General features: G+C 71.2%; 20 protein-coding genes and 1 tRNA gene. 10 read left to right on the top strand and 11 right to left on the bottom strand.

Going from position 1 to position 18842, the window contains the following annotated elements; all coding sequences use genetic code 11:
* Positions 1 to 23 precede the first annotated feature (23 nt).
* Positions 24 to 1871: a glycoside hydrolase family 15 protein gene (locus ACLQ2X_RS16425; protein ID WP_425681890.1), complete on the top strand. Its 1848-nt coding sequence runs from the start codon at positions 24 to 26 to the stop codon at positions 1869 to 1871.
* Between the two features lie 27 nt (positions 1872 to 1898).
* Here ACLQ2X_RS16425 and ACLQ2X_RS16420 read toward each other — a convergent pair whose 3' ends face one another.
* The 3 genes from ACLQ2X_RS16420 to ACLQ2X_RS16410 all read right to left on the bottom strand — a co-directional run bounded on the left by ACLQ2X_RS16420 (position 1899) and on the right by ACLQ2X_RS16410 (position 3926).
* Entirely contained in the window at positions 1899 to 2642 is a 744-nt protein-coding gene (locus tag ACLQ2X_RS16420) for a GNAT family N-acetyltransferase (protein WP_425681889.1), read from the bottom strand.
* Complete coding sequence (locus tag ACLQ2X_RS16415; protein WP_425681888.1) at positions 2639 to 3196, bottom strand: GNAT family N-acetyltransferase; 558 nt, start codon at positions 3194 to 3196, stop codon at positions 2639 to 2641. Before ACLQ2X_RS16415 ends, ACLQ2X_RS16420 begins: the two co-directional genes overlap by 4 nt.
* A 130-nt stretch (positions 3197 to 3326) precedes the next feature.
* Complete coding sequence (locus ACLQ2X_RS16410) at positions 3327 to 3926, bottom strand: NUDIX domain-containing protein (RefSeq protein ID WP_425681887.1); 600 nt, start codon at positions 3924 to 3926, stop codon at positions 3327 to 3329.
* Between the two features lie 58 nt (positions 3927 to 3984).
* Here ACLQ2X_RS16410 and ACLQ2X_RS16405 point away from each other — a divergent pair, with 58 nt between their 5' ends.
* The 6 genes from ACLQ2X_RS16405 to ACLQ2X_RS16380 all read left to right on the top strand — a co-directional run bounded on the left by ACLQ2X_RS16405 (position 3985) and on the right by ACLQ2X_RS16380 (position 7072).
* A complete protein-coding gene (locus ACLQ2X_RS16405) occupies positions 3985 to 4542 on the top strand; it encodes a hypothetical protein (protein ID WP_425681886.1) in 558 nt (185 codons plus the stop codon).
* Positions 4543 to 4648: 106 nt separating this feature from the next.
* On the top strand, positions 4649 to 5056 hold the full coding sequence (locus tag ACLQ2X_RS16400; protein WP_425681885.1) for a DUF6896 domain-containing protein: 408 nt from the start codon (positions 4649 to 4651) through the stop codon (positions 5054 to 5056).
* 110 nt (positions 5057 to 5166) lie between these two features.
* Positions 5167 to 5613, top strand: coding sequence for a hypothetical protein (locus tag ACLQ2X_RS16395; protein ID WP_425681884.1), 447 nt, complete (start codon positions 5167 to 5169; stop codon positions 5611 to 5613).
* Positions 5614 to 5649: 36 nt separating this feature from the next.
* Positions 5650 to 6105 (top strand): hypothetical protein, encoded by a 456-nt coding sequence (locus tag ACLQ2X_RS16390; RefSeq protein ID WP_425681883.1) that lies wholly within the window; start codon positions 5650 to 5652, stop codon positions 6103 to 6105.
* Between the two features lie 18 nt (positions 6106 to 6123).
* Entirely contained in the window at positions 6124 to 6690 is a 567-nt protein-coding gene (locus tag ACLQ2X_RS16385; RefSeq protein WP_425681882.1) for a hypothetical protein, read from the top strand.
* Positions 6683 to 7072 (top strand): Imm32 family immunity protein, encoded by a 390-nt coding sequence (locus tag ACLQ2X_RS16380; protein ID WP_425681881.1) that lies wholly within the window; start codon positions 6683 to 6685, stop codon positions 7070 to 7072. The genes ACLQ2X_RS16385 and ACLQ2X_RS16380 overlap by 8 nt, the downstream gene beginning before the upstream one ends.
* A gap of 62 nt (positions 7073 to 7134) precedes the next feature.
* On the opposite strand, the gene ACLQ2X_RS16375 is transcribed toward ACLQ2X_RS16380, so the two are convergent.
* The 7 genes from ACLQ2X_RS16375 to ACLQ2X_RS16345 all read right to left on the bottom strand — a co-directional run bounded on the left by ACLQ2X_RS16375 (position 7135) and on the right by ACLQ2X_RS16345 (position 12501).
* Entirely contained in the window at positions 7135 to 7446 is a 312-nt protein-coding gene (locus ACLQ2X_RS16375) for a hypothetical protein (protein ID WP_425681880.1), read from the bottom strand.
* Between the two features lie 187 nt (positions 7447 to 7633).
* A tRNA-Val gene (locus ACLQ2X_RS16370) sits at positions 7634 to 7708 on the bottom strand.
* A gap of 78 nt (positions 7709 to 7786) precedes the next feature.
* On the bottom strand, positions 7787 to 8254 hold the full coding sequence (locus tag ACLQ2X_RS16365; RefSeq protein ID WP_425681879.1) for a peroxiredoxin: 468 nt from the start codon (positions 8252 to 8254) through the stop codon (positions 7787 to 7789).
* A gap of 43 nt (positions 8255 to 8297) precedes the next feature.
* Positions 8298 to 8732 (bottom strand): DUF3052 domain-containing protein, encoded by a 435-nt coding sequence (locus ACLQ2X_RS16360; protein ID WP_425681878.1) that lies wholly within the window; start codon positions 8730 to 8732, stop codon positions 8298 to 8300.
* Positions 8733 to 8845: 113 nt separating this feature from the next.
* Entirely contained in the window at positions 8846 to 11488 is a 2643-nt protein-coding gene (locus ACLQ2X_RS16355; RefSeq protein ID WP_425681877.1) for a transketolase C-terminal domain-containing protein, read from the bottom strand.
* Positions 11489 to 11539: 51 nt separating this feature from the next.
* The gene (locus ACLQ2X_RS16350) at positions 11540 to 12022 is read right to left on the bottom strand and encodes a MarR family winged helix-turn-helix transcriptional regulator (protein WP_425681876.1); all 483 of its coding nucleotides are present in this window, start codon (positions 12020 to 12022) and stop codon (positions 11540 to 11542) included.
* 74 nt (positions 12023 to 12096) lie between these two features.
* Positions 12097 to 12501 (bottom strand): YjbQ family protein, encoded by a 405-nt coding sequence (locus ACLQ2X_RS16345; protein ID WP_425681875.1) that lies wholly within the window; start codon positions 12499 to 12501, stop codon positions 12097 to 12099.
* 202 nt (positions 12502 to 12703) lie between these two features.
* Between ACLQ2X_RS16345 and aceE the strand changes: the two genes are divergently transcribed.
* On the top strand, positions 12704 to 15448 hold the full coding sequence (aceE, locus tag ACLQ2X_RS16340) for a pyruvate dehydrogenase (acetyl-transferring), homodimeric type (RefSeq protein WP_425681874.1): 2745 nt from the start codon (positions 12704 to 12706) through the stop codon (positions 15446 to 15448).
* Between the two features lie 131 nt (positions 15449 to 15579).
* On the opposite strand, the gene ACLQ2X_RS16335 is transcribed toward aceE, so the two are convergent.
* Positions 15580 to 16026, bottom strand: coding sequence for an SRPBCC family protein (locus ACLQ2X_RS16335; RefSeq protein ID WP_425681873.1), 447 nt, complete (start codon positions 16024 to 16026; stop codon positions 15580 to 15582).
* A 185-nt stretch (positions 16027 to 16211) separates the two neighbouring features.
* On the opposite strand from ACLQ2X_RS16335, the gene ACLQ2X_RS16330 reads away from it, so the two are divergent.
* Together ACLQ2X_RS16330 and ACLQ2X_RS16325 are read left to right on the top strand one after the other, a co-directional pair.
* Positions 16212 to 17540, top strand: coding sequence for a GH1 family beta-glucosidase (locus tag ACLQ2X_RS16330; protein WP_425681872.1), 1329 nt, complete (start codon positions 16212 to 16214; stop codon positions 17538 to 17540).
* A complete protein-coding gene (locus tag ACLQ2X_RS16325) occupies positions 17537 to 18814 on the top strand; it encodes an MFS transporter (protein WP_425681871.1) in 1278 nt (425 codons plus the stop codon). Before ACLQ2X_RS16330 ends, ACLQ2X_RS16325 begins: the two co-directional genes overlap by 4 nt.
* The last annotated feature ends 28 nt before the right edge of the window (positions 18815 to 18842 follow it).

Here is an 18842-nt window from a genome sequence, read left to right as displayed (position 1 = left end):
CGTAGTCGACACCGGGGGACGACGTGAAGGGCTATCCGGCGATCGAGGATCACGGGCTGATCGGCGACCTGCAGACCGCCGCGCTGGTGACGTGCGACGGGACCATCGACTGGTTCTGCGCCCCCCGGTTCGACTCGCCCAGCATCTTCGCCGCGCTGCTGGACAAGGACAAGGGCGGCTTCTTCCAGATCGCCCCGCACGAGACCCGGTACGTCACCAAGCAGCTCTACCTGCCCGGCACGCCCATCCTGATCACCCGGTTCATCAGCGCCGACGGGGTCGCCGAGGTGATCGACTTCATGCCGGTCACCGGCGAGCGGGTCACCGACTCGCACCGACTGGTCCGCCAGGTCAACATGGTGCGGGGCAGCATGCGGTTCCGGGTGGAGTGCCGCCCGCGGTTCGACTACGCCCGGGAACAGCACGTGCTGGAACCCCACCGCAACGGCTACGTGTTCCGCAGCCCGTCGACCACGCTCACCTTCAACCTGGTCGATCCGGTGCGGCAACTGTGGGCCCAGACGGGTGAGGTCCGCTTCGAGGATGGCGACCTGATCGCGTACGGGACGCTCAGCGAGGGCGACACCGGCGGGGTGATCCTGGAGACCGGCAACGAGGAACCCCGGCTCATCTCGCCGGCAGAGGTCCACGGCATGTTCGAGTGGACCCGGGACTACTGGCGACGCTGGGTCGAACGCTCCCGCTACACCGGGCGGTGGCGGGAGATGGTCGAGCGCTCCGCCATCACGCTCAAGCTCATGACGTACGCGCCGACCGGCGCGATGATCGCCGCCCCGACCGCCGCGCTGCCCGAGCTGGTCGGCGGCTCCCGCAACTGGGACTACCGCTACACCTGGGTACGGGACACCTCGTTCTCGGTGCACGCGCTGCTCGGCCTCGGCTTCACCGAGGAGGTCAGCCGCTACATGGACTGGCTGGACGAGCGCATCCGCGAGGCCGGCGACCACCAGGACCCACTCAAGATCATGTACCGGGTGGACGGCTCCTCGGACCTGTACGAGGAGGTGCTCGACCACCTGGAGGGCTACCGCGGCTCCCGGCCGGTACGCATCGGCAACGGGGCGGCCGACCAGATCCAGCTCGACATCCACGGCGAGGCGCTGTACGCCATGCACCTCGCCGACGAGCAGGGCATCCGCGTGTCCCACCAGGTGTGGAAGAGCACCGTCCGCCTGATCGACTGGCTCTGCCACAACTGGGACCAGCGCGACGCCGGCATCTGGGAGAGCCGCCACCACCCCCGCAACTACACTTTCGGGCGGGTGATGTCCTGGGTGGCGCTGGACCGGGCCATCCGCCTGGCCACCCGCACCGGCCGGCCCGGGGACATCAACGGCTGGACCGACCAGCGCAACCGGATCTACAACCAGGTCATGGCCCGCGGTTTCCACCGCGAACGCGGCAGTTTCGTGCAGGCGTACGACGAGAACGTGCTCGACGCCGCACTGCTGTACATGCCGGCGGTCGGTTTCGTCACGCCCAGCGACCCGCTCTGGCACTCCACACTGGAATCGATCGAGCGGGACCTGGTCTCGGACAGCCTGGTCCACAGGTACGACCCGGTCAACTCCCCCGACGGCCTGCCCGGCCACGAGGGCACCTTCAACATGTGCACCTTCTGGTACGTCGAGGCGCTGGCCCGCTCCGGCCGGCTGGACGACGCCCGGCTCACCCTGGAGAAGATGTTCACCTTCAGCAACCACCTCGGCCTCTACGCCGAGGAGATCGCCTCCACAGGTGAGCAGATCGGCAACTACCCGCAGGCGTTCAGCCACCTCGCTCTGATCAACTCGGCGCTGGCCGTCAACGACCTGCTCGACGCCGAAGCCGACGCCCGCCGCCGCCGGTAGCGCCGTGTGCGGGACCGCCGGCGGTGGTTACCTGCCGCCCGGCGCGCCCCGGTCCGCCGCGATCCGGACGCTCACCTGGGCGCCGAACTCACGGAAGCCGAGCCGGCGCGCGAGGCGCCGTGAGGGCTCCGGGCGTGCACGCCACTGGGGTAGCAGGTCCGCCCGGAGGGCCTCCGCCACCGCCGCGGACGCCACCGCGCCGGCCAGCCCCTGACCTCGGAGGCGGGCGGCGGTCAGCACACCGAGGTGGGCGACCGAGCCCGGCCACCGGCGGTAGCCCGCCGCCGCCACCACTCGTCCACGGTCCCGCACCACGAACACCTGTGAGGTGATGTCGGCCAGCCCGCTCTCCGCGACGTCCTCCTCGGCGACGTCCGCGACCAGCCCCGCGAGGTCCGGGTGCCCGGGTGGCAGGCTGGGCGGGTCGGCGACTCCCGCCGCCGGTCGGAACTCGTCCCCGTCGAGGTACGCCAACGAGGCGGGACCGAGCACGTCCACGACGCCGGGTTCCCCGTTCCATCGCCCGGCCTCGACCGCCGAGCGGAGCTGCCTTCCGTCGAGCGATTCGCGCAGGACCCGGGCGGTGGCCGCGTCGGGCGCGGTCGCGACACCCGAGTCGTCCAACACCACGATCCCCGCCCACCCCGGTGGACACAGTCGCGACCGGGCAGCGACGACCACCCGCACGCCGCCCGCCGCGAAGCTGGTGGGGACACCGGCGAGGCCGACCCAGAGCTCCTGGGCGCGCGCCACCAGAGCCGACCGGGTCACCGCCACTCGTCCTTGGTGATCTCGTACCGCACGGCCCCGTGCTCAGCGCCCTCGATCACCCCGATGTCGGACGGGGTGGGGGTGGTCGCCACGAGCGTCATGCCGAGTTTCTCCATGACGTGGCGCGACCCGTGGTTCACCGCCATCGTCTCCGCCCAGACCGTACGCACACCCAGTTCCGTGAACGCCTTGCCCAGCAGCGCCCGCGAGCCCTCGGTGGCATAACCGTTGCCCCACGCCGCCCGCCGCAGCCGGTAGCCGAGTTCGACCTCGTCCCGCGGGCCGTCCCGGGCGGGTCGCAGGATGAACCAGCCGACGAACGCGCCGACGTCCTTCTCGTACGCGGCGAACAGCCCGAACTCGCCGTTCCACCTGTCGTACACGGCGATGATGTTCGGCAGGGAACGCTCGCGGATGACCTCCGGTGCGGTCGGCGTGCCGCCGGTCAGGTAGCGCATCACCGCCGGGTCACTGTCCAGCTCGATCAGCAGGTCGGCGTCGTCCGCGGTGAACCGGCGCAGGACCAGGCGCCCGGTGTCCAGATAGGTGTCCACGAGCCGATCGTGCCGGAAGCGGTCCGGTCAGCCCAGCGGGTTTCACCACCCGCGCCTCTCCCGCACCGGCACCTCCACCGATGCCTGGAAACCCCACCCGGGTCGCTGACGCGGCACAGGAGTGTCCTGTCTAGAGGCCCAGGTGGATCGGCTGGGCGGGCAGGTCCGTGGCGAGAAGCGCCGTCAACGGGGTGGCGAGGTCACGGGGCGAGAACAGCTCCGTGCCGGCATAGCTGACGATCTCCGAAAGGTGCCACCAGCGGAACCCGACCAGGTTCTCGGCCGCCAGTTGGTCGTCGCTCAGCTCGCCGCGGGGCTGGAAGTGACTCGTGCGAACGAGGAAGTAGTCATTGACGATGCCGTCGAACCCCGGCGTCATGTCCGTGGCGACGACTTCCTGGTGCCAGACGTGCGGTGGGTCGACGGTGACCGCCAGACCTGTTTCCTCGCGGAGTTCGCGGCGCAGGGCCGTCAACGGGCCCTCGCCGGGTTCGATGCCGCCGCCCGGTGCCGCCCACACGCCCATCACCTCGTCGGGCACCACCGGGTGGGGAAGGACGAACCGGCACAGCAGGACACGGTCGTTCTCGTCGAGCACGATCGCCCGGACGGAGTGACGCAGGTTCGGCGTCACGGCATGTCGGATCTGGCGGCGGCAGCGATGATCGTCACATCTGGACACTAACCACCACGGCAGGGCGGGGCCATCGCCTTTATCCTGCACTCGCATGCGACACGGCACGGCGTCCGGGGCACGGCATCGGAAGCCACGACAACGGGAGAATGCGGTGACAGTCCGCGACACGGTCCGACAACTGACCCGGCTGGAGACCGCCCGGGCACACGCGGAGCACGTGCTCGGCGCCCGGACGGCCAAACGGGTCGAAATGTTCGGCAACGGCGGACTGTACGTCCGGGCCGGCACGGGGGCGCAGTTCCTGGCCTGGCTCGTCGACTTCATCGTGTACCTGACCGGCTTCGGGGTCGGTGTCGTCGCCCTGTCCCTGGTGGACCGGGCGGTGGCCCTCTCCGACGACGCCGTCGCCGGGGTGGCGCTCTCGTTGTTCGTCGCGGTGCCGATGCTCTACGGCCTCTGCTACGGCAACGGTCGGGCGCTCGGCGCGGTCCTCACCGGCACGCAGCTCGTACGATCCAGGGACGGCGGCCGGGTCGGCGTCAAGGCATGCTGGGCCATGCTGGTCAGGACGCTGCTCCTGCCAGGGCTGTGCGTCGCCCTGATGGTGACCGCGTTCCTGAGCGGAACGTCGACCGCGCCCGGTTCGCTCGTCCGCACCTGCATCGACCCCACCGCCACCCGGGCGCTCCACGCCGCGGGCATCCGCTGACCGGTGGACGCCGACCCCGACCCGTGCTCGATCGAGCTGCGGGGCGAGGACCGAGCAGGCCTTCTGCGGGACCCCACCGGGTGACTCGCTCGCGCATAGTGGTCACGTGGACGGACGTGAACAGGCGGCGATGGATGCCGTCAGGTCGTACGGCGCAGCCCTCCGGCGGATCCGCGTCCGCCTCTTCGCGGCCTACCCGGAGCTGACCGACCTGTCCGACCTCCTGGCGGCGGTGCGGTCGGCCCGGGTGATGCCCCGGGAGGGCCGGTCGACCACGGGCATCGACTACTGCGTCCACGGCGCCGGTTGTCGCATGACCGACGAGCAGGGCACCGAGGTCGATGTCGACCTGGTCGACGGTGTGGAGGCCTTCGACGGCTGGCGGGTCCAGGCCTTCCTTGCCGGGCATGGGGACGACGGCTTCTCGGTTGACGAACTGCACGCCGCCTGTTCCCGCCTCGCCGGCCGAGGTGAGCTACGGGAGGTGCGGGCGCTGCGCTGGTACGCGCTCTGAACCCGGCGCCGGCGCGGCAGCGGTGGCCCGCGGCCCTCGCGATGCCACGACCCGGCGCGAGGCATCGCGTGCCGACCGGTTCGCCGATCCGCTGGCCCTATGATGTCGCCGTGCCGACTTCGAAGAAGCACTGGCGGGTCTGGCAGGCCGTCGCCGCCTGCGCGGTCGCGGCCGCCTGGGTGGTCCTCGGCTACGGCCTACGATTCTCCCGGCCCGACCCGGAGGGGTGGGACCAATTCGAAGCCGGCGGCAGGTTCGGTCTCTTCTTCCTCATCTACCTGCCGTTCTATCTCCTGACGCTCGCCGTGGCCGCCGTGGTCGTCCTCGCCCTGGTCTCGGGCCGCAGCCCACTGCCGGGCACGCTGACCGCCGTCGTCCTCGGCGTCGCGCTGTTCGAGTGCTGGGTGGCCCTCGTCGGCTACCCGCTGTTCGACGCCCAACCCCACCTTTTCGCGTCCCTCACGTGGTCCCTCGTCGCCGACGGCGTGGCTCTCCTGGCGTTGGTCGGCCTGTGGCTGACCCAACTGACCAGGCAGACACGGCCGGTGGAGGGTTGATCAGCGACGGAACACGTGCCGGCATGGCGAGGTGGCATGACGGAGCATGACTACAGCGCGGCGACCATCACGGTTCTGGACTTCGACGACTCCGTACGCAAGCGGCCCGGTCTCTACTTCGGGGTGGGCAGGGAAGATCCGCGTCTGGCGACCCGGGTGCTTCTCGCGGTGGTGACGCACGCGTTCCACCCGGCGACCAGGGTCGCCGCGAGCCACACCCCCGACGTCGTCGCGGAGATCACCGCTGATCTCGCCTTCTCGGTGACCGACGACCAGGCGGACGTCCTCACCGGTCAGGGCTTGCCGAAGCTCGGCTACTACGACTCGCTGCTCACCAGCGACCGCCTGTCGGTCGTGGTTGGCCGGGAGGATGACGTGGGCACGTTCGGACCGGACCGTTCGGCAGCGACGGCGCTCTGGACTTCCTCGAAGAACTCGCCGGACGGGCGCCCGCGAAGCATTCGCCTTGCTACAGCTACGGTGGCGACGTAACACCAACCAGCCTGGGACGTGAGGATCGTGCCGCAGCCGCACCCCCTTCCCGATCCACAAGTCTGGACCGTGCGCGGCATGGCCCTACCCGGCGCACTCGCATCGCTCCTGCGGACCGGTGGATGGCTGCACCCAGGGCAGCAGGCCCTTCACGACCTGATGCCCTGGTTCGAAGACCCTCTGATGTTCATGCCGGACCTGCACGCCATGCGATTCCAGAACGCCTTCCTGGACCACATCGCCGACGACAGCTCGCTCTGCGACCTGTTCCGCATGACCCGTGGGAGTCGCTCGGGACATCCCCTCGGCCTGCCGTGGCTCGACGTCGACCAGGCCGTGTTCATCGCGGTCAACGAGTACGCGGGTGACGACGTGGCCTTGGCCCTGGACTACCGCACAGACCCGGCCGACCCGCGGGTAGTGGCATCCGACTTCTGGACCGACCCCCGTCAGTGCTCCTGGCGGACCGTCGCGCCCACCTTCACCGACCTCCTCACCGCCCTGCAAGCTGCCTGGTCCGCCCGCTCCGAGCGTGGCGTTCAGCAGGAGGGGTCGCGCAGTGCGGAACAATGCGCCGATGGATGATCACCGGCGCTGCCGTCTCTCCGTCAGCGACGACGAGCTGGAGCTTGCCGGGCCGCCAGTTGCGCTCCGCGCCCTCAGCCGGCTGCTTCGCCAACATGCCGAGCCCTTCGAGGTGGCGGTCACCGACGGGGCCGTGGGCCAGGAGGCGACCGCAGGCCCGCTGCTCGTCAGTCTGCAAGGCGGCACCACGCTGCACTTCTCCGGCGGGCCTGAGTATCTCGACATCATCTGGGACGCGCTCGAGGGTGTGGCCGAACAAGCCGAGACCGCCGATGACCGGACAGTCCGCAGGCATCAGCACATCGAGCACTTTCCTGGTGACGACTACCGGTCGCCGGGCTCGGTCCCATTGATCATCGTGGCTGACTGGCCAGATGCGTAGGTGTACGACCGCCGGCGGTGGCATCACCCAATCAACGACCGACCATGTGACGCGACGACACGTCACGAGAAACGAGGAAGCCGAACCGCCTTGTCCACCGTCCGGCAGAGGCCACGGTAGAACTCGACCATCTCCTCGTCTGTCGGCTCCTGCTCCAGCGTCTCCTCCAGAGCCCTGCGGGCGCCCACCGACAGCGCAAGCACGAGCCGCTTGGCAGCCTCCGGATCTTCGATCTTCCGGATGTCCAGATATCCCATTGCCCGGCCAGGGCTGAGCCACTCGTCGACTGCGGCCACGTCGGCGGGGACCAGCCTCATGACGTGCGCCAGCACCCTGCCCTGGATCCACCACTCCAGGTCGTCGTCGAACAGCACCGCCAACACCAGGACCCCATGCCGAGCAACAGAACTGGAACGTCAGAAGCCGATGCGGATGAGGGGGTCTGCTGCACCCAAGCACGACGATGGCGATCGCCCAAGAAGCATGATCGGTTGATCGCATACCGGAAGCACCACGGCTCACCTTGCGTGGAGTCTTCACACGTCGGCTCGTTGTTTGTCCTGGTGGGCGCGGCAGGTTTCGAACCTGCGACCCCTCGCTTGTAAGGCGAGTGCTCTCCCACTGAGCTACGCGCCCGGAACCCGTGCGGCGGGCCGGAGCGGCAATCTTACCTGCCGTCCTCCGGCCCGCCGCAGCGGCGTGCTGGGGTGGGACTCAGGCGGCGACGGCCTCGGCCAGCGCCTTGCGCCAGCCCTGCTGGTCGCGCGCCTCGCCGGGCATGTTCATCTCGGCGAACCGGACGACGCCTGCCTTGTCGATGACGAAGGTGCCCCGGTTGGCGATGCCGGCGACATCGTTGAAGACGCCGTACGCCTGGGCCACCGCGCCGTGCGGCCAGAAGTCGGCCAGCAGCGGGAACTGGTAGCCCTCCCGGTCGGCCCAGATCTTGTGCGCGTAGACAGAGTCGACGCTGATGGTCAGCACCTGGACGTCGTCGTTGACGTACTCGTTGAGGTTGTCGCGCACCTCGCACAGCTCGCCCTGGCAGATGCCGGTGAAGGCGAGCGGGTAGAAGACCAGCAGCACGGTCTTGCGACCGCGGAGGTCGGAGAGCCGGACCTCCTGGTTGTTCTGGTCCTTGAGCAGGAAGTCGGGCGCCTCGGCGCCAACCTCGATGGGCATGCGTGCTCCCTCGGAATAGGGTCTTGAGTTGATCAGGAAGACCCTACTTCTTGGTCTTGGACCCGCGTCGCAGCACGAGGCGTGCGCCGCTCCAGTCGCGGCCGGCGTTGATGGTCGAGGTCTGCTGGAGCCCGGCGGTCTGCGCGCTCTCCGCGACCTCGCTCGGCTCGACGTGGCCGTCCCGCCCGGCCTTGGGGGTCAGCAGCCAGACCACGCCGTTGTCCGCCAGCGGCCCAAGGGCGTCGACGAGGAGCTCGAACAGGTCACCGTCGCCGTCGCGGTGCCAGACCAGGACCGCGTCGACCACCTCGTCGGTGTCCTCGTCGACCAGTTCCCCACAGCGGTCTGTCAGGGCGTCCCGGAGATCGGTGTCGACGTCGTCGTCGTAACCCATCTCCATGACGACCATGCCCGGCTCGATGCCGAACCGGTCCGCCAGACTGCGTACCCCGTCGGCCTGGCCAGCGGTCGCGCTCACTGTCGCGTGCCTCCTCATCTCATGCCTGCTCGTAGCGTCGGGTGTGACACCTTCGGGCTCAGTCCACACAGTTGCGGCTCGCCGCGCAAGTGGCGCACCGGGTGGAACGGAATTTACCGTGCCAGCAGGGTACGGGCACCCTGGGTAATGGCCTCCTCGGAGATGAGAACCTGACGGGCCGCCGGACCTAATGGTACAAAAGAGTCAAGTGCCGCCACTCGTCGCGCGGCTCCCACGTACCCCGTGTCCACGAGCGCGGCGAGCACCCCCTCGCCCACCCCGCCGGAGCGTCGGGTCTCGTCCACCACCAGCACCCGGCCGGTCGCCGACGCCTCGCGGATGACGTCCGCCACCGGCAGCGGGGCGAGCCAGCGCAGGTCCACCACCCGGGTGCCGACACCCTCGTCGGCCAGCCCGGCCGCGGCCCGCAGCGACATCCGCACGCCGTTGCCGAAGGTGATGATGGTGAGGTCCTCCGCAGTTCCGATGCCGTACACCCGGGCCCGCCCGATCGGCACGTGCCGGTCCGCCCAGGCTCCCGGCTCGGCGTACTCGGCCGCCCACTCGCCGTCACCGTCGGTGTAGAGGTCGCGGGTGTGGTAGAGCGCCGCCGGCTCCAGGAAGACGCAGACGCCGCCGTCCACCCGGGCCACCGCCAGACAGGTACGCAGCATCGACGCGGCGTCGTCGGGCCGGGCCGGTACGGCGATCACCAGCCCCGGCACGTCCCGCAGCACCGCCACCGAGTTGTCGTTGCGGACGTGGCCGCCGATCCCGTCCGGACCCGCCAGGCCGGCCACCCGCACCACCATCGGGTTGCGCAACGCGCCTCGGGAGAAGAACCGCATGGTGGCCGCCTCACCGCGGAGCTGGTCCTCGGCGCTGTGCAGGTGCCCCAGGTGCGGGATCTCCGGCACCGGCAGCATCCCGGCCAGACCGGCGCCCAGCCCGAGCCCCAGGATCGAGGTCTCGTCGCGGAGCGTGTCGAACACCCGCGCCGCCCCGAACCGGTCCCGCAGCCCTCGGGTGACCCCGTACGCCCCACCCCGGGTGGCCACGTCCGGGCCGAACACCCCCATCTCCGGATGGTCGAGCATCCCGTCGGCGAGGGCCGCGGTGATGCTCTGCGCCAGGGTCAACGGGCCGGTCAGCTCCGGGGGCTTGCCGCCGAACGCCTCCGCCCGCGCCCCGGCGCCCGGGCCCGCCGCCCGCGCCCCGGCGTCCGCGACCGCCCGGGACACCCGGGCCGGCCGGCGGGGCGCCAACTCCTGGACGACCTCCACGGGGGACGTCAGCTTCGGCTCGTCGAGCACCTCCTCGGCGATGCGGCGCAGTTGCCAGCCCCGCTCGTCGTAGCGGGTCAGCAACTGCTCGCCGTCGGCGTACCCGGCGCTCACCAGCAGCCGCGCGGTGGCCAGCAGCGGGTCGCGGGTCGACTCGGCGGTGTCCCCGGCGTCCGCGTCGTCGGCCGCCATCAGGCGGACCGTGCTCAGGTGCAGCACGGCGGGCCGGCGGTGCCGGCGTACCCAGGCCACCGCCTCCGCCGCCACCCGGTAGGTCTGGACCAGGTCAGTGCCGTCGGCGGCGACGTAGCGCAGGCCGGGGCGGGACCGCAGCGTGGTGGCCACCCACGACCCGGGCGAGCGGACGCCGCTGTCCTCGCAGACGAACAGGACCGGGATGCGCAGGCCGGTGTGGTCGTACCAGCCGGCGGTGTTGAGCGCGGCGGTGGCCGTGGCGTGGTTGACCGAGGCGTCGTCGAAGGAGCAGACCACGACGGCGTCGGACGGCCAGGACGCCACCTCGGGGGCGTCGGCGGGACGGCCGCCGCGGCGCAGCCGCTCCAGCGCCAGTCCCAGGCCGACCGCCCGGGGCAGGTGCGCGGCACCGGTGGAGGTGGTGGGCACCACGGCGAGGTCGGCCCCCGCGGAGACGGTGTGCCGCCCGCCGGAGGCCGGCTCCTCGGCGGAGGCGACCATTCCGCGCAGCACGTCGCGGGCCGCCGCCGCATAGGCGTCGTCGGGAGCGGGGGGCGGCAGCTCGGGTACGCCCGGCGTGGCGGCACCGGCCGCGTCCACCGTCACCCCGGCCCCGCCGGGCAGCGTGGCCGCTTCACCCCCGTCGGCCTGGCCGGGCGCGGTGACGTCGTCGCGCACAGGGGAATCGGCGGGCACGGCGGCGCTCTGCGGGGTGGCATCGGGGGGCGCGGTGGCATCGTCCCGCGCGGTGGCATCGTCCGAAGCGGTGGCGTCGTCCGAAGCGGTGGCGTCGTCCCGCGCCTGCTCCCGTACGGCGGAACGGTGCTCGTGCGGGACAGAGGGCGCCCCGTCGTCCGGGCCGGCCTTGCCGTCGTCCGGACGGTCGGACCCGGCGGGGGCCGACCGTGGTGCGGCGGCGGCCGGGAAGGCGTCGGCGGCCTGTGCGGCCCGCAGGCAGTGGAACGCACCGGAGCGGTGGTGCAGCAACGCCGGGTCGGTGGGGCGCAGCGCGGCGGCGACCGCCGCGTTGCCCTCGTGGCCGGCGGAGTCGCTCGTGTGGAACCCCTCACCGAAGCCGCGCAGCCAGCGTCCGGCCAGGTCGAGCAGCCGGCTGGCGAGCTGCGCGTCGAACAGCGCCAGGGCCTGCGCGCCGGTCAACGGCCCGCCGTCGGGGAGCGGTTCACGCAGGTCACGGCGCGGCTCCGGCGCGCCGAGCGCGGCCAGGTCGGCGCGGAGCCGATCGTCGAGGTCGTGCGGGGTGGTCACGTCGGACAGCATTACCGACTCGAGGGCGCCACGCCCACTCGGACACGTTCCGCCCGGTGTGGCTCAGACCTCAGCCTGCTCCGGCGGGCCCTCGCGGTTGGTGATCTTTTCGACCAGTTCCCGCAGCGTGGCGACCTCCGGGGTGCTCAGCCCGTCGAGGAGTCGGGGGTCCGACATCACCTGCCGGACCCGGTCGCGGACTGCCCGACCCCGCCCGGTGACCACGAGCGTCTTCTGGCGCCTGTCGACCGGGTCGACGCGGCGTTCCACCAGACCGGCCTGTTCCAGCCGGTCGGCCAGGCCGGTGACGTTCGACCGGTCGCAGCCGAGCTGCTCGGCGAGGTCACGGGCGGGCAGCGGGTGGTCCGGATCGAGTTCGCGCAGGGCCCGGCCGGCGGCCGGGGTGAGCCCCAGCGCGGTGATCGCCTCGTCCTGCTGGCGGCGCAGCACGGCGGCGGCGTGCAGGAGGCCGTGCACGGCGTCCCCGACCAGGCCGGGGCGGTCGTCCGGCCCGGGCCGGACCCCGGGAGCCGGAACGTGCGCCATGCCCTCCATCATAGGTGATTCGTCAACAATTGCCCTGCTTCACGACGCCGTCCGGCACACCGCACCTCACCGGCTCAGCCCGCGAGGAAGGAGAAGCGCACCTGGCGGTCGGGGTTGTCGCCGTTCGGGTCGACCAGGCAGATCGACTGCCAGGTGCCGAGTTGGAGCCGCCCGCCGAGCACCGGCAGGGTGGCGTACGGCGGCACGAAAGCCGGCAGCACGTGGTCGCGACCGTGCCCGGGTGAGCCGTGCCGGTGCCGCCACCTGCCGTCGGTGGGGAGCAGATCGTCGAGTGCCCGCAGCAGGTCGTCGTCCGACCCCGCCCCGGTCTCGATGATCGCCAGCCCGGCCGTGGCGTGCGGGACGAAGACGTGCAGCAGACCGTCGCCGGCCCTGGCGACGAACCGTTCGGCCTCGGCCGTGATGTCCCGGACGGTGGGCCGGGAACCGGTCCGGATGGAGATCACCTCACTGCGCATACCGCGTATTCTGCCGCACCCGTCGACTCCCCCTCGCAGTCGCCGGTTGGACCCGTCGTTACCGCATCCGATGATCGCGGAAAGTTACCGGTGGGTACCTGTGTTGAGCGTCGCGTCTGAGGGCGGGAGAGGTGACGGCGGGTGTCACCAGGGGGCAGGATGGCGCTAGAGACCTATCCCACACAGAACCGAGGGAACGCCTGTGGCTACGGAACGCAAGCGCCCGGTGATCACCGCTGGTCTGCCGAGCCAGCTTCCGGACATCGACCCTGAAGAGACCAGCGAATGGGTCGAGTCACTCGACGGTGTCATCGACGAGCGCGGAACCAAGCGCGCCCGGTACGTCATGCTGCGCCTGCTGGAGCGGGCCCGCGAGCGCCAGGTCGGGGTGCCGTCGCTGACCACCACCGACTACATCAACACCATCGCGCCGGAACAGGAACCGTGGTTCCCCGGTGACGAGCACGTCGAGCGGCGGCTGCGGGCGTACATCAGGTGGAACGCCGCCATGCTCGTGCATCGGGCGCAGCGTCCGGAGATCGGCGTGGGTGGGCACATCTCGACGTTCGCCAGTTCCGCGTCGCTCTACGAGGTGGGCTTCAACCACTTCTTCCGGGGCAAGAACCACCCGGGCGGCGGCGACCAGATCTTCTACCAGGGCCACGCCTCCCCCGGCATGTACGCGCGCGCGTTCCTGGAGGGCCGGCTGAGCGCCGACCAGCTCGACGGCTTCCGGCAGGAGCTGTCGCACCCCGGCGGCGGGCTGCCCTCCTACCCGCACCCGCGGCTGATGCCGGACTTCTGGGAGTTCCCCACCGTCTCCATGGGCCTGGGCCCGCTCAACGCGATCTACCAGGCGCGGTTCAACCGCTATCTGCAGCACCGGGGCATCAAGGACACCTCCCAGCAGCACGTCTGGGCGTTCCTCGGCGACGGTGAGATGGACGAGGTCGAGTCGCTCGGCGCGATCGGCGTGGCCGCCCGCGAGGAGCTGGACAACCTCACCTTCGTGATCAACTGCAACCTCCAGCGCCTGGACGGTCCGGTCCGCGGCAACGGCAAGGTCATGCAGGAGCTGGAGGCGTTCTTCCGGGGCGCCGGCTGGAACGTGATCAAGGTGGTCTGGGGTCGGGAGTGGGACCCGCTGCTCGCGGCGGACACCGACGGCGCCCTGGTCAACCTGATGAACACCACCCCCGACGGCGACTACCAGACCTACAAGGCGGAGTCCGGGGCGTACGTGCGGGAGCACTTCTTCGGCCGTGACGCGCGGACCCGCAAGATGGTCGAGCACCTCTCCGACGACGAGATCTGGAACCTCAAGCGCGGCGGGCACGACTACCGCAAGCTCTACGCGGCCTACAAGGCGGCGATGGAGCACACCGGCCAGCCGACGGTGATCCTGGCCAAGACGATCAAGGGCTGGACGCTGGGCTCGCACTTCGAGGGCCGCAACGCCACGCACCAGATGAAGAAGCTGACGCTGGAGGACCTGAAGCTCTTCCGCGACCGCCTCTACCTGGACATCCCGGACAAGCAGCTGGAGGAGAACCCCTACCTCCCGCCGTACTACACGCCGGGCGAGAAGTCGGACGAGATCACCTACCTGCGGGAGCGGCGTCAGCAGCTCGGCGGCTACCTGCCGTCGCGCAACACCGCGCGCCGGACGCTCGCCATCCCGGGCAGCGAGCGGTTCTCCGACGTCAAGCGCGGGTCGGGCAAGCAGAAGGTGGCCACCACGATGGCCTTCGTCCGCCTGCTCAAGGACATCATGAAGGACAAGGAGTTCGGCAAGCGCTGGGTGCCGATCATCCCGGACGAGGCACGCACCTTCGGCCTCGACTCGATCTTCCCGACCGCGAAGATCTACTCCCCGCACGGCCAGCGTTACACCTCGGTCGACCGGGAGCTGTTCCTGTCCTACAAGGAGTCGACCACCGGGCAGATCCTGCACGAGGGGATCAACGAGGCCGGTTCGGTCGCCTCGTTCACCGCCGCCGGCACCTCGTACGCCACGCACGGCGAACCGATGATCCCGATGTACATCTTCTACTCGATGTTCGGGTTCCAGCGCACCGGCGACGGCTTCTGGGCGGCGGCCGACCAGATGGCCCGTGGCTTCGTGCTCGGCGCGACCGCCGGCCGGACCACGCTCAACGGTGAGGGTCTGCAGCACGAGGACGGGCACTCGTTGCTGCTCGCCGCCACCAACCCGGCGGTGGTCTCCTACGACGCGGCGTTCGCGTTCGAGCTGGCGCACATCGTGGAGAACGGCCTGCACCGGATGTACGGCGAGGCGCAGGAGAACGTCTTCTACTACCTCACCGTCTACAACGAGCCGATCTTCCAGCCGGCCGAGCCGGAGGGCGTGGACGTCGAGGGCATCGTCAAGGGCATCCACCGCTACTCGCCCGCGCCGCAGCTCGACGGCGACGCACCGAAGGCGAACATCCTGGCCTCCGGCACCGGCATGCAGTGGGCGCTCAAGGCGCAGCAACTGCTCGCCGAGGACTGGGGGGTGGCCGCCGACGTGTGGTCGGTGACCTCCTGGACCGAGCTGCGCCGCGACGCGGTGGAGTGCGAGGAGTACAACCTGCTGCACCCGGGTGACGACCCGCGGGTGCCGTACATCGAGCACAAGCTGGCCGACGCGGACGGGCCGAAGGTCGCGGTCAGCGACTGGATGCGCGCGGTGCCGGACCTGATCGCCCGCTGGGTGCCGGGTGACTACACCTCGCTGGGCACCGACGGTTTCGGCATGTCGGACACCCGGCACGCGCTGCGTCGGCACTTCCACGTGGACGCCGAGTCGGTGGCGGTCGCCACGCTGCGCCAGCTCGCCCGGCGCGGCACGGTCCCGGCCCACGTGCCGGCCGACGCCGCCCGCAAGTACGCGCTGGAGGACGTCAACGCCGCCCCGGTCGGCGAGACCGGCGGCGACAGCTGAGCAGCAGCACCACGGAGGGCCCGGCGCACCCGCGCCGGGCCCTCCGCCGTCGGTACGGGCGCCGATGGCCCGGCACCCCTGGCGGGGACGCCGGACCATCACCTTCGCGGGCGACGCCGGGACGGGCTCGGTCAGCCGACGGCGGCCAGGTCGGTCAGCCGGGCCAGCGAGTCCTCCAGGTCGGCGCCGACCCGCCGCAGGCCGAGCCGGAGCAGGGCTGCCTTCACGGGGCCGGCCGGCCAGCGCACGACGATCAGCCGGACGACCGTGCCGCCGTCCTCCTCGTCCGAGGTCAGCTGGACGTAGATCTCGGTACGCGCCTCGGCGCGGGCGCCGGCGCCCTTGGCCCGCTCGCGCCAGCCGATCAGCGTCGGCTCCTGATAGGCGATGACCTCCGCCTCGTGTGCGGCGCCGCGTCCGGCCTGGACCCGTTGCCGCCGTCCGAATCCCTCCCCGGAGAGAACCTCGGCGGCCCGGACACCGGCCAGCCACGCCGGCAGTTGCTCGGCGCGCTGCACCACATCCCAGACCACTTCCACCGGCGCCGCCACGTGTGTGCTGCGTTCCACGAGGATCATGAGTATCTTTCCCCCACTTAAATCACATCCGCGATATTTGGCACTCTATGTGTAAATCGGACTTAAGCGGACGGGTTCGGAAAAGACACGCCGAAAGCCCTTGCGGCATCAGCGCTTCCCGGCCTATGGCGCGGCGGCCACGGGAGCCCTAGAGTCGCGAACACGCTTCGTGTCCGGGAGGGCGAATGACGACCACGCCGATGCCCGATCTCCCCACCGGATTCCGCTGGGGAGTGTCCACCTCCGCGTACCAGATCGAAGGGGCGACCACGGTGGACGGCCGGGGACCGTCCATCTGGGACACGTTCGCCCACTCCCCCGGCCGCATCGACGACGGCAGCACCGGCGACCAGGCGTGCGACCACTACCACCGGTACGCCGAGGACACCGCGCTGCTGGCCGGACTGGGCGTGTCCGCGTACCGGTTCTCCATCGCCTGGCCGCGCGTACAGCCCACCGGCACCGGCCCGGCCAACGCCACCGGGCTCGACTTCTACGACCGGCTTGTGGACGGGCTGCTCGCCGCCGGGGTGGACCCGGTCGCCACGCTGTTCCACTGGGACCTGCCGCAGGCGCTGGAGGACGCCGGCGGCTGGCTCAACCGGGACACCGCCGCCCGCTTCGCCGAGTACGCCGACCTGACCGCCACCCGCCTCGGCGACCGGGTGAAGCTCTGGATCACGCTCAACGAACCGTTCATCCACATGAGCCTCGGGCACGGCCTGGGCGAGCACGCACCCGGTCGGACACTGCTCTTCGACGCCTTCCCGGTGGCCCACCACCAGCTTCTCGGACACGGCCTCGCGGTCGCCGCACTGCGCGCCCGCACCACCGCGCCGGTGGCGATCGCCAACAACTACTCCCCGGTGCGGGCCGCCGGCGACACCGACGCCGACCGCGCCGCCGCCGCCGCGTACGACGCGCTGCACAACCGCCTGTTCACCGACCCGCTGTTCGGTCGCGGCTACCCGGCCGCGCCCGGCCTCGACCCGGCGGCGGTCCGCGACGGCGACCTGGCCGTGCTGGCCGCCCCGATCGACGTGCTCGGCGTCAACTACTACAACCCCACGGGCGTACGCGCGCCCGGCGCGGACTCGCCGCTGCCGTTCGAGATCGTGCCGCTGGCCGGCTACCCGCGTACCGCGTTCGACTGGCCGGTGGCCCCGGGCGGGCTGCGTGAGCTGCTGCTCCAGCTCCACGAACGCTACGGCGACGACCTGCCGCCGATCCAGATCACCGAGAGCGGCTGCGCGTACGACGACGCGCCCGACGCCGACGGGCGGGTGCACGACCCGGAGCGGATCGCGTACCTCGACGGGCACGTGCGCGCGGTGCACGAGGCGATCACCGTCGGCGTGCCGGTGACCGGGTACTTCGTCTGGTCGCTGCTGGACAACTGGGAGTGGGCGCAGGGCTTCACCAAGCGCTTCGGCCTGGTGCACGTCGACTTCGCCACCCAGCGACGTACCCCGAAGTCGTCGTACGCCTGGTTCCGGGACCTGGTCCGGCGATGACCACGGTCGACCCGACGCCGGCCTCGCTGCCGGCGGCGCTCGCCGAACCGACGGTCCCGGTGCGGCGCGGCTGGATCGCGCTCATCTTCGCGGCCAACCTCGGCGTCTGGATGGCGTTCTTCACCCCGATCCAGGTGCTGCTGCCGCAGCAGGTGGAGCGGATCGCCCCGGCCGACAAGGAGGCCATGCTGGCGGTGGTCACCGGCCTCGGCGCGCTCGCCGCGGTGCTGGCCAACCCGCTCGCCGGGGCGCTGTCGGACCGCACCTCGCTGCGGCTGGCCAACCGGCACTTCGGCCGCCGGCACGTCTGGACCGCGTGCGGCGCGGTGGTCGGCGCGGTGTCCCTGGTGCTGCTGGCCCGGCAGAGCAGCATCGCCGGGGTGGCGGTGGCCTGGGTGGCCGCGCAGGTCTGCTTCAACACGATGCTGGCCAGCCTCACCGCCGCGATCCCGGACCGGGTGCCGGTGGCCCAGCGCGGCGGGGTGTCCGGCTGGGTGGGCATCCCGCAGGCGCTGGGCCTGGTGCTCGGCGCGGTGCTGGTGACCGCCGTGGTGACCGGGAACGCGGCCGGGTACGCGGCGATGGCACTCGCCGTGCTGCTGCTGTCGCTGCCGTTCGCGCTGCTGACCCGGGACGATCCGCTGCCCCGGGAGCACCGGTCGCCGCTGCGGGTGCGCGCGCTGTTCGCCTCGATGTGGATCAGCCCGCGCCGCCACCCCGACTTCGCCTGGGCCTGGTTCACCCGGTTCCTGGTGCAGACCGGAAACGCGCTGGGCACGCTCTACCTGCTCTACTTCCTCACCGACGGGGTGCGGGTGGCCGACCCCGAGGGCTCCCTGCTGGTGCTGATCCTGCTCTACACGCTGGGCATGATGCTCACCGCGGTGGTCGCCGGGCGGCTCTCCGACCGCTCCGGCCGGCGCAAGATCTTCGTGATCACCTCCGGGCTGATCATGGCGGTGGCGGCGGTGCTGCTCGCGGTGGCTCCGGTCTGGCCGATGGCGATCGTCGCCGCGCTGCTGCTCGGCGCGGGCTACGGCGTCTACCTGGCGGTGGACGCCGCGCTGATCACCCAGGTGCTGCCCACCGCCACCGACCGCGCCAAGGACCTCGGCGTGATCAACATCGCGAACTCCGCACCGCAGGTGCTCGGGCCGGCGCTTTCCGCCCCGATCGTCGTGCACCTCGGCGGCTACCCGACGCTGTACGCGGTCACCGCGGTGGTCACCCTGCTCGGCAGCGCCCTGGTCGTGAAGATCAAGGCGGTGCCCTGACCCGGCCCCCTGCCGGAAACCCGTGGCG

Source organism: Micromonospora sp. DT31, from assembly GCF_049841795.1.
Lineage (GTDB): Bacteria > Actinomycetota > Actinomycetes > Mycobacteriales > Micromonosporaceae > Micromonospora.
This window is presented reverse-complemented; position numbering and strand designations above follow the sequence as displayed.

Bases quoted from the DNA above. Each gene is read 5' to 3' on its own strand.
- ACLQ2X_RS16410 (WP_425681887.1), bottom strand. From the start codon at position 3,926: ATGCGAGTGCAGGATAAAGGCGATGGCCCCGCCCTGCCGTGGTGGTTA.
- ACLQ2X_RS16390 (WP_425681883.1), top strand. From the start codon at position 5,650: ATGACGGAGCATGACTACAGCGCGGCGACCATCACGGTTCTGGACTTC.
- ACLQ2X_RS16380 (WP_425681881.1), top strand. From the start codon at position 6,683: ATGGATGATCACCGGCGCTGCCGTCTCTCCGTCAGCGACGACGAGCTG.
- ACLQ2X_RS16365 (WP_425681879.1), bottom strand. From the start codon at position 8,254: ATGCCCATCGAGGTTGGCGCCGAGGCGCCCGACTTCCTGCTCAAGGAC.
- ACLQ2X_RS16355 (WP_425681877.1), bottom strand. From the start codon at position 11,488: ATGCTGTCCGACGTGACCACCCCGCACGACCTCGACGATCGGCTCCGC.
- ACLQ2X_RS16350 (WP_425681876.1), bottom strand. From the start codon at position 12,022: ATGGCGCACGTTCCGGCTCCCGGGGTCCGGCCCGGGCCGGACGACCGC.
- ACLQ2X_RS16345 (WP_425681875.1), bottom strand. From the start codon at position 12,501: ATGCGCAGTGAGGTGATCTCCATCCGGACCGGTTCCCGGCCCACCGTC.
- ACLQ2X_RS16335 (WP_425681873.1), bottom strand. From the start codon at position 16,026: ATGATCCTCGTGGAACGCAGCACACACGTGGCGGCGCCGGTGGAAGTG.
- ACLQ2X_RS16330 (WP_425681872.1), top strand. From the start codon at position 16,212: ATGACGACCACGCCGATGCCCGATCTCCCCACCGGATTCCGCTGGGGA.
- ACLQ2X_RS16325 (WP_425681871.1), top strand. From the start codon at position 17,537: ATGACCACGGTCGACCCGACGCCGGCCTCGCTGCCGGCGGCGCTCGCC.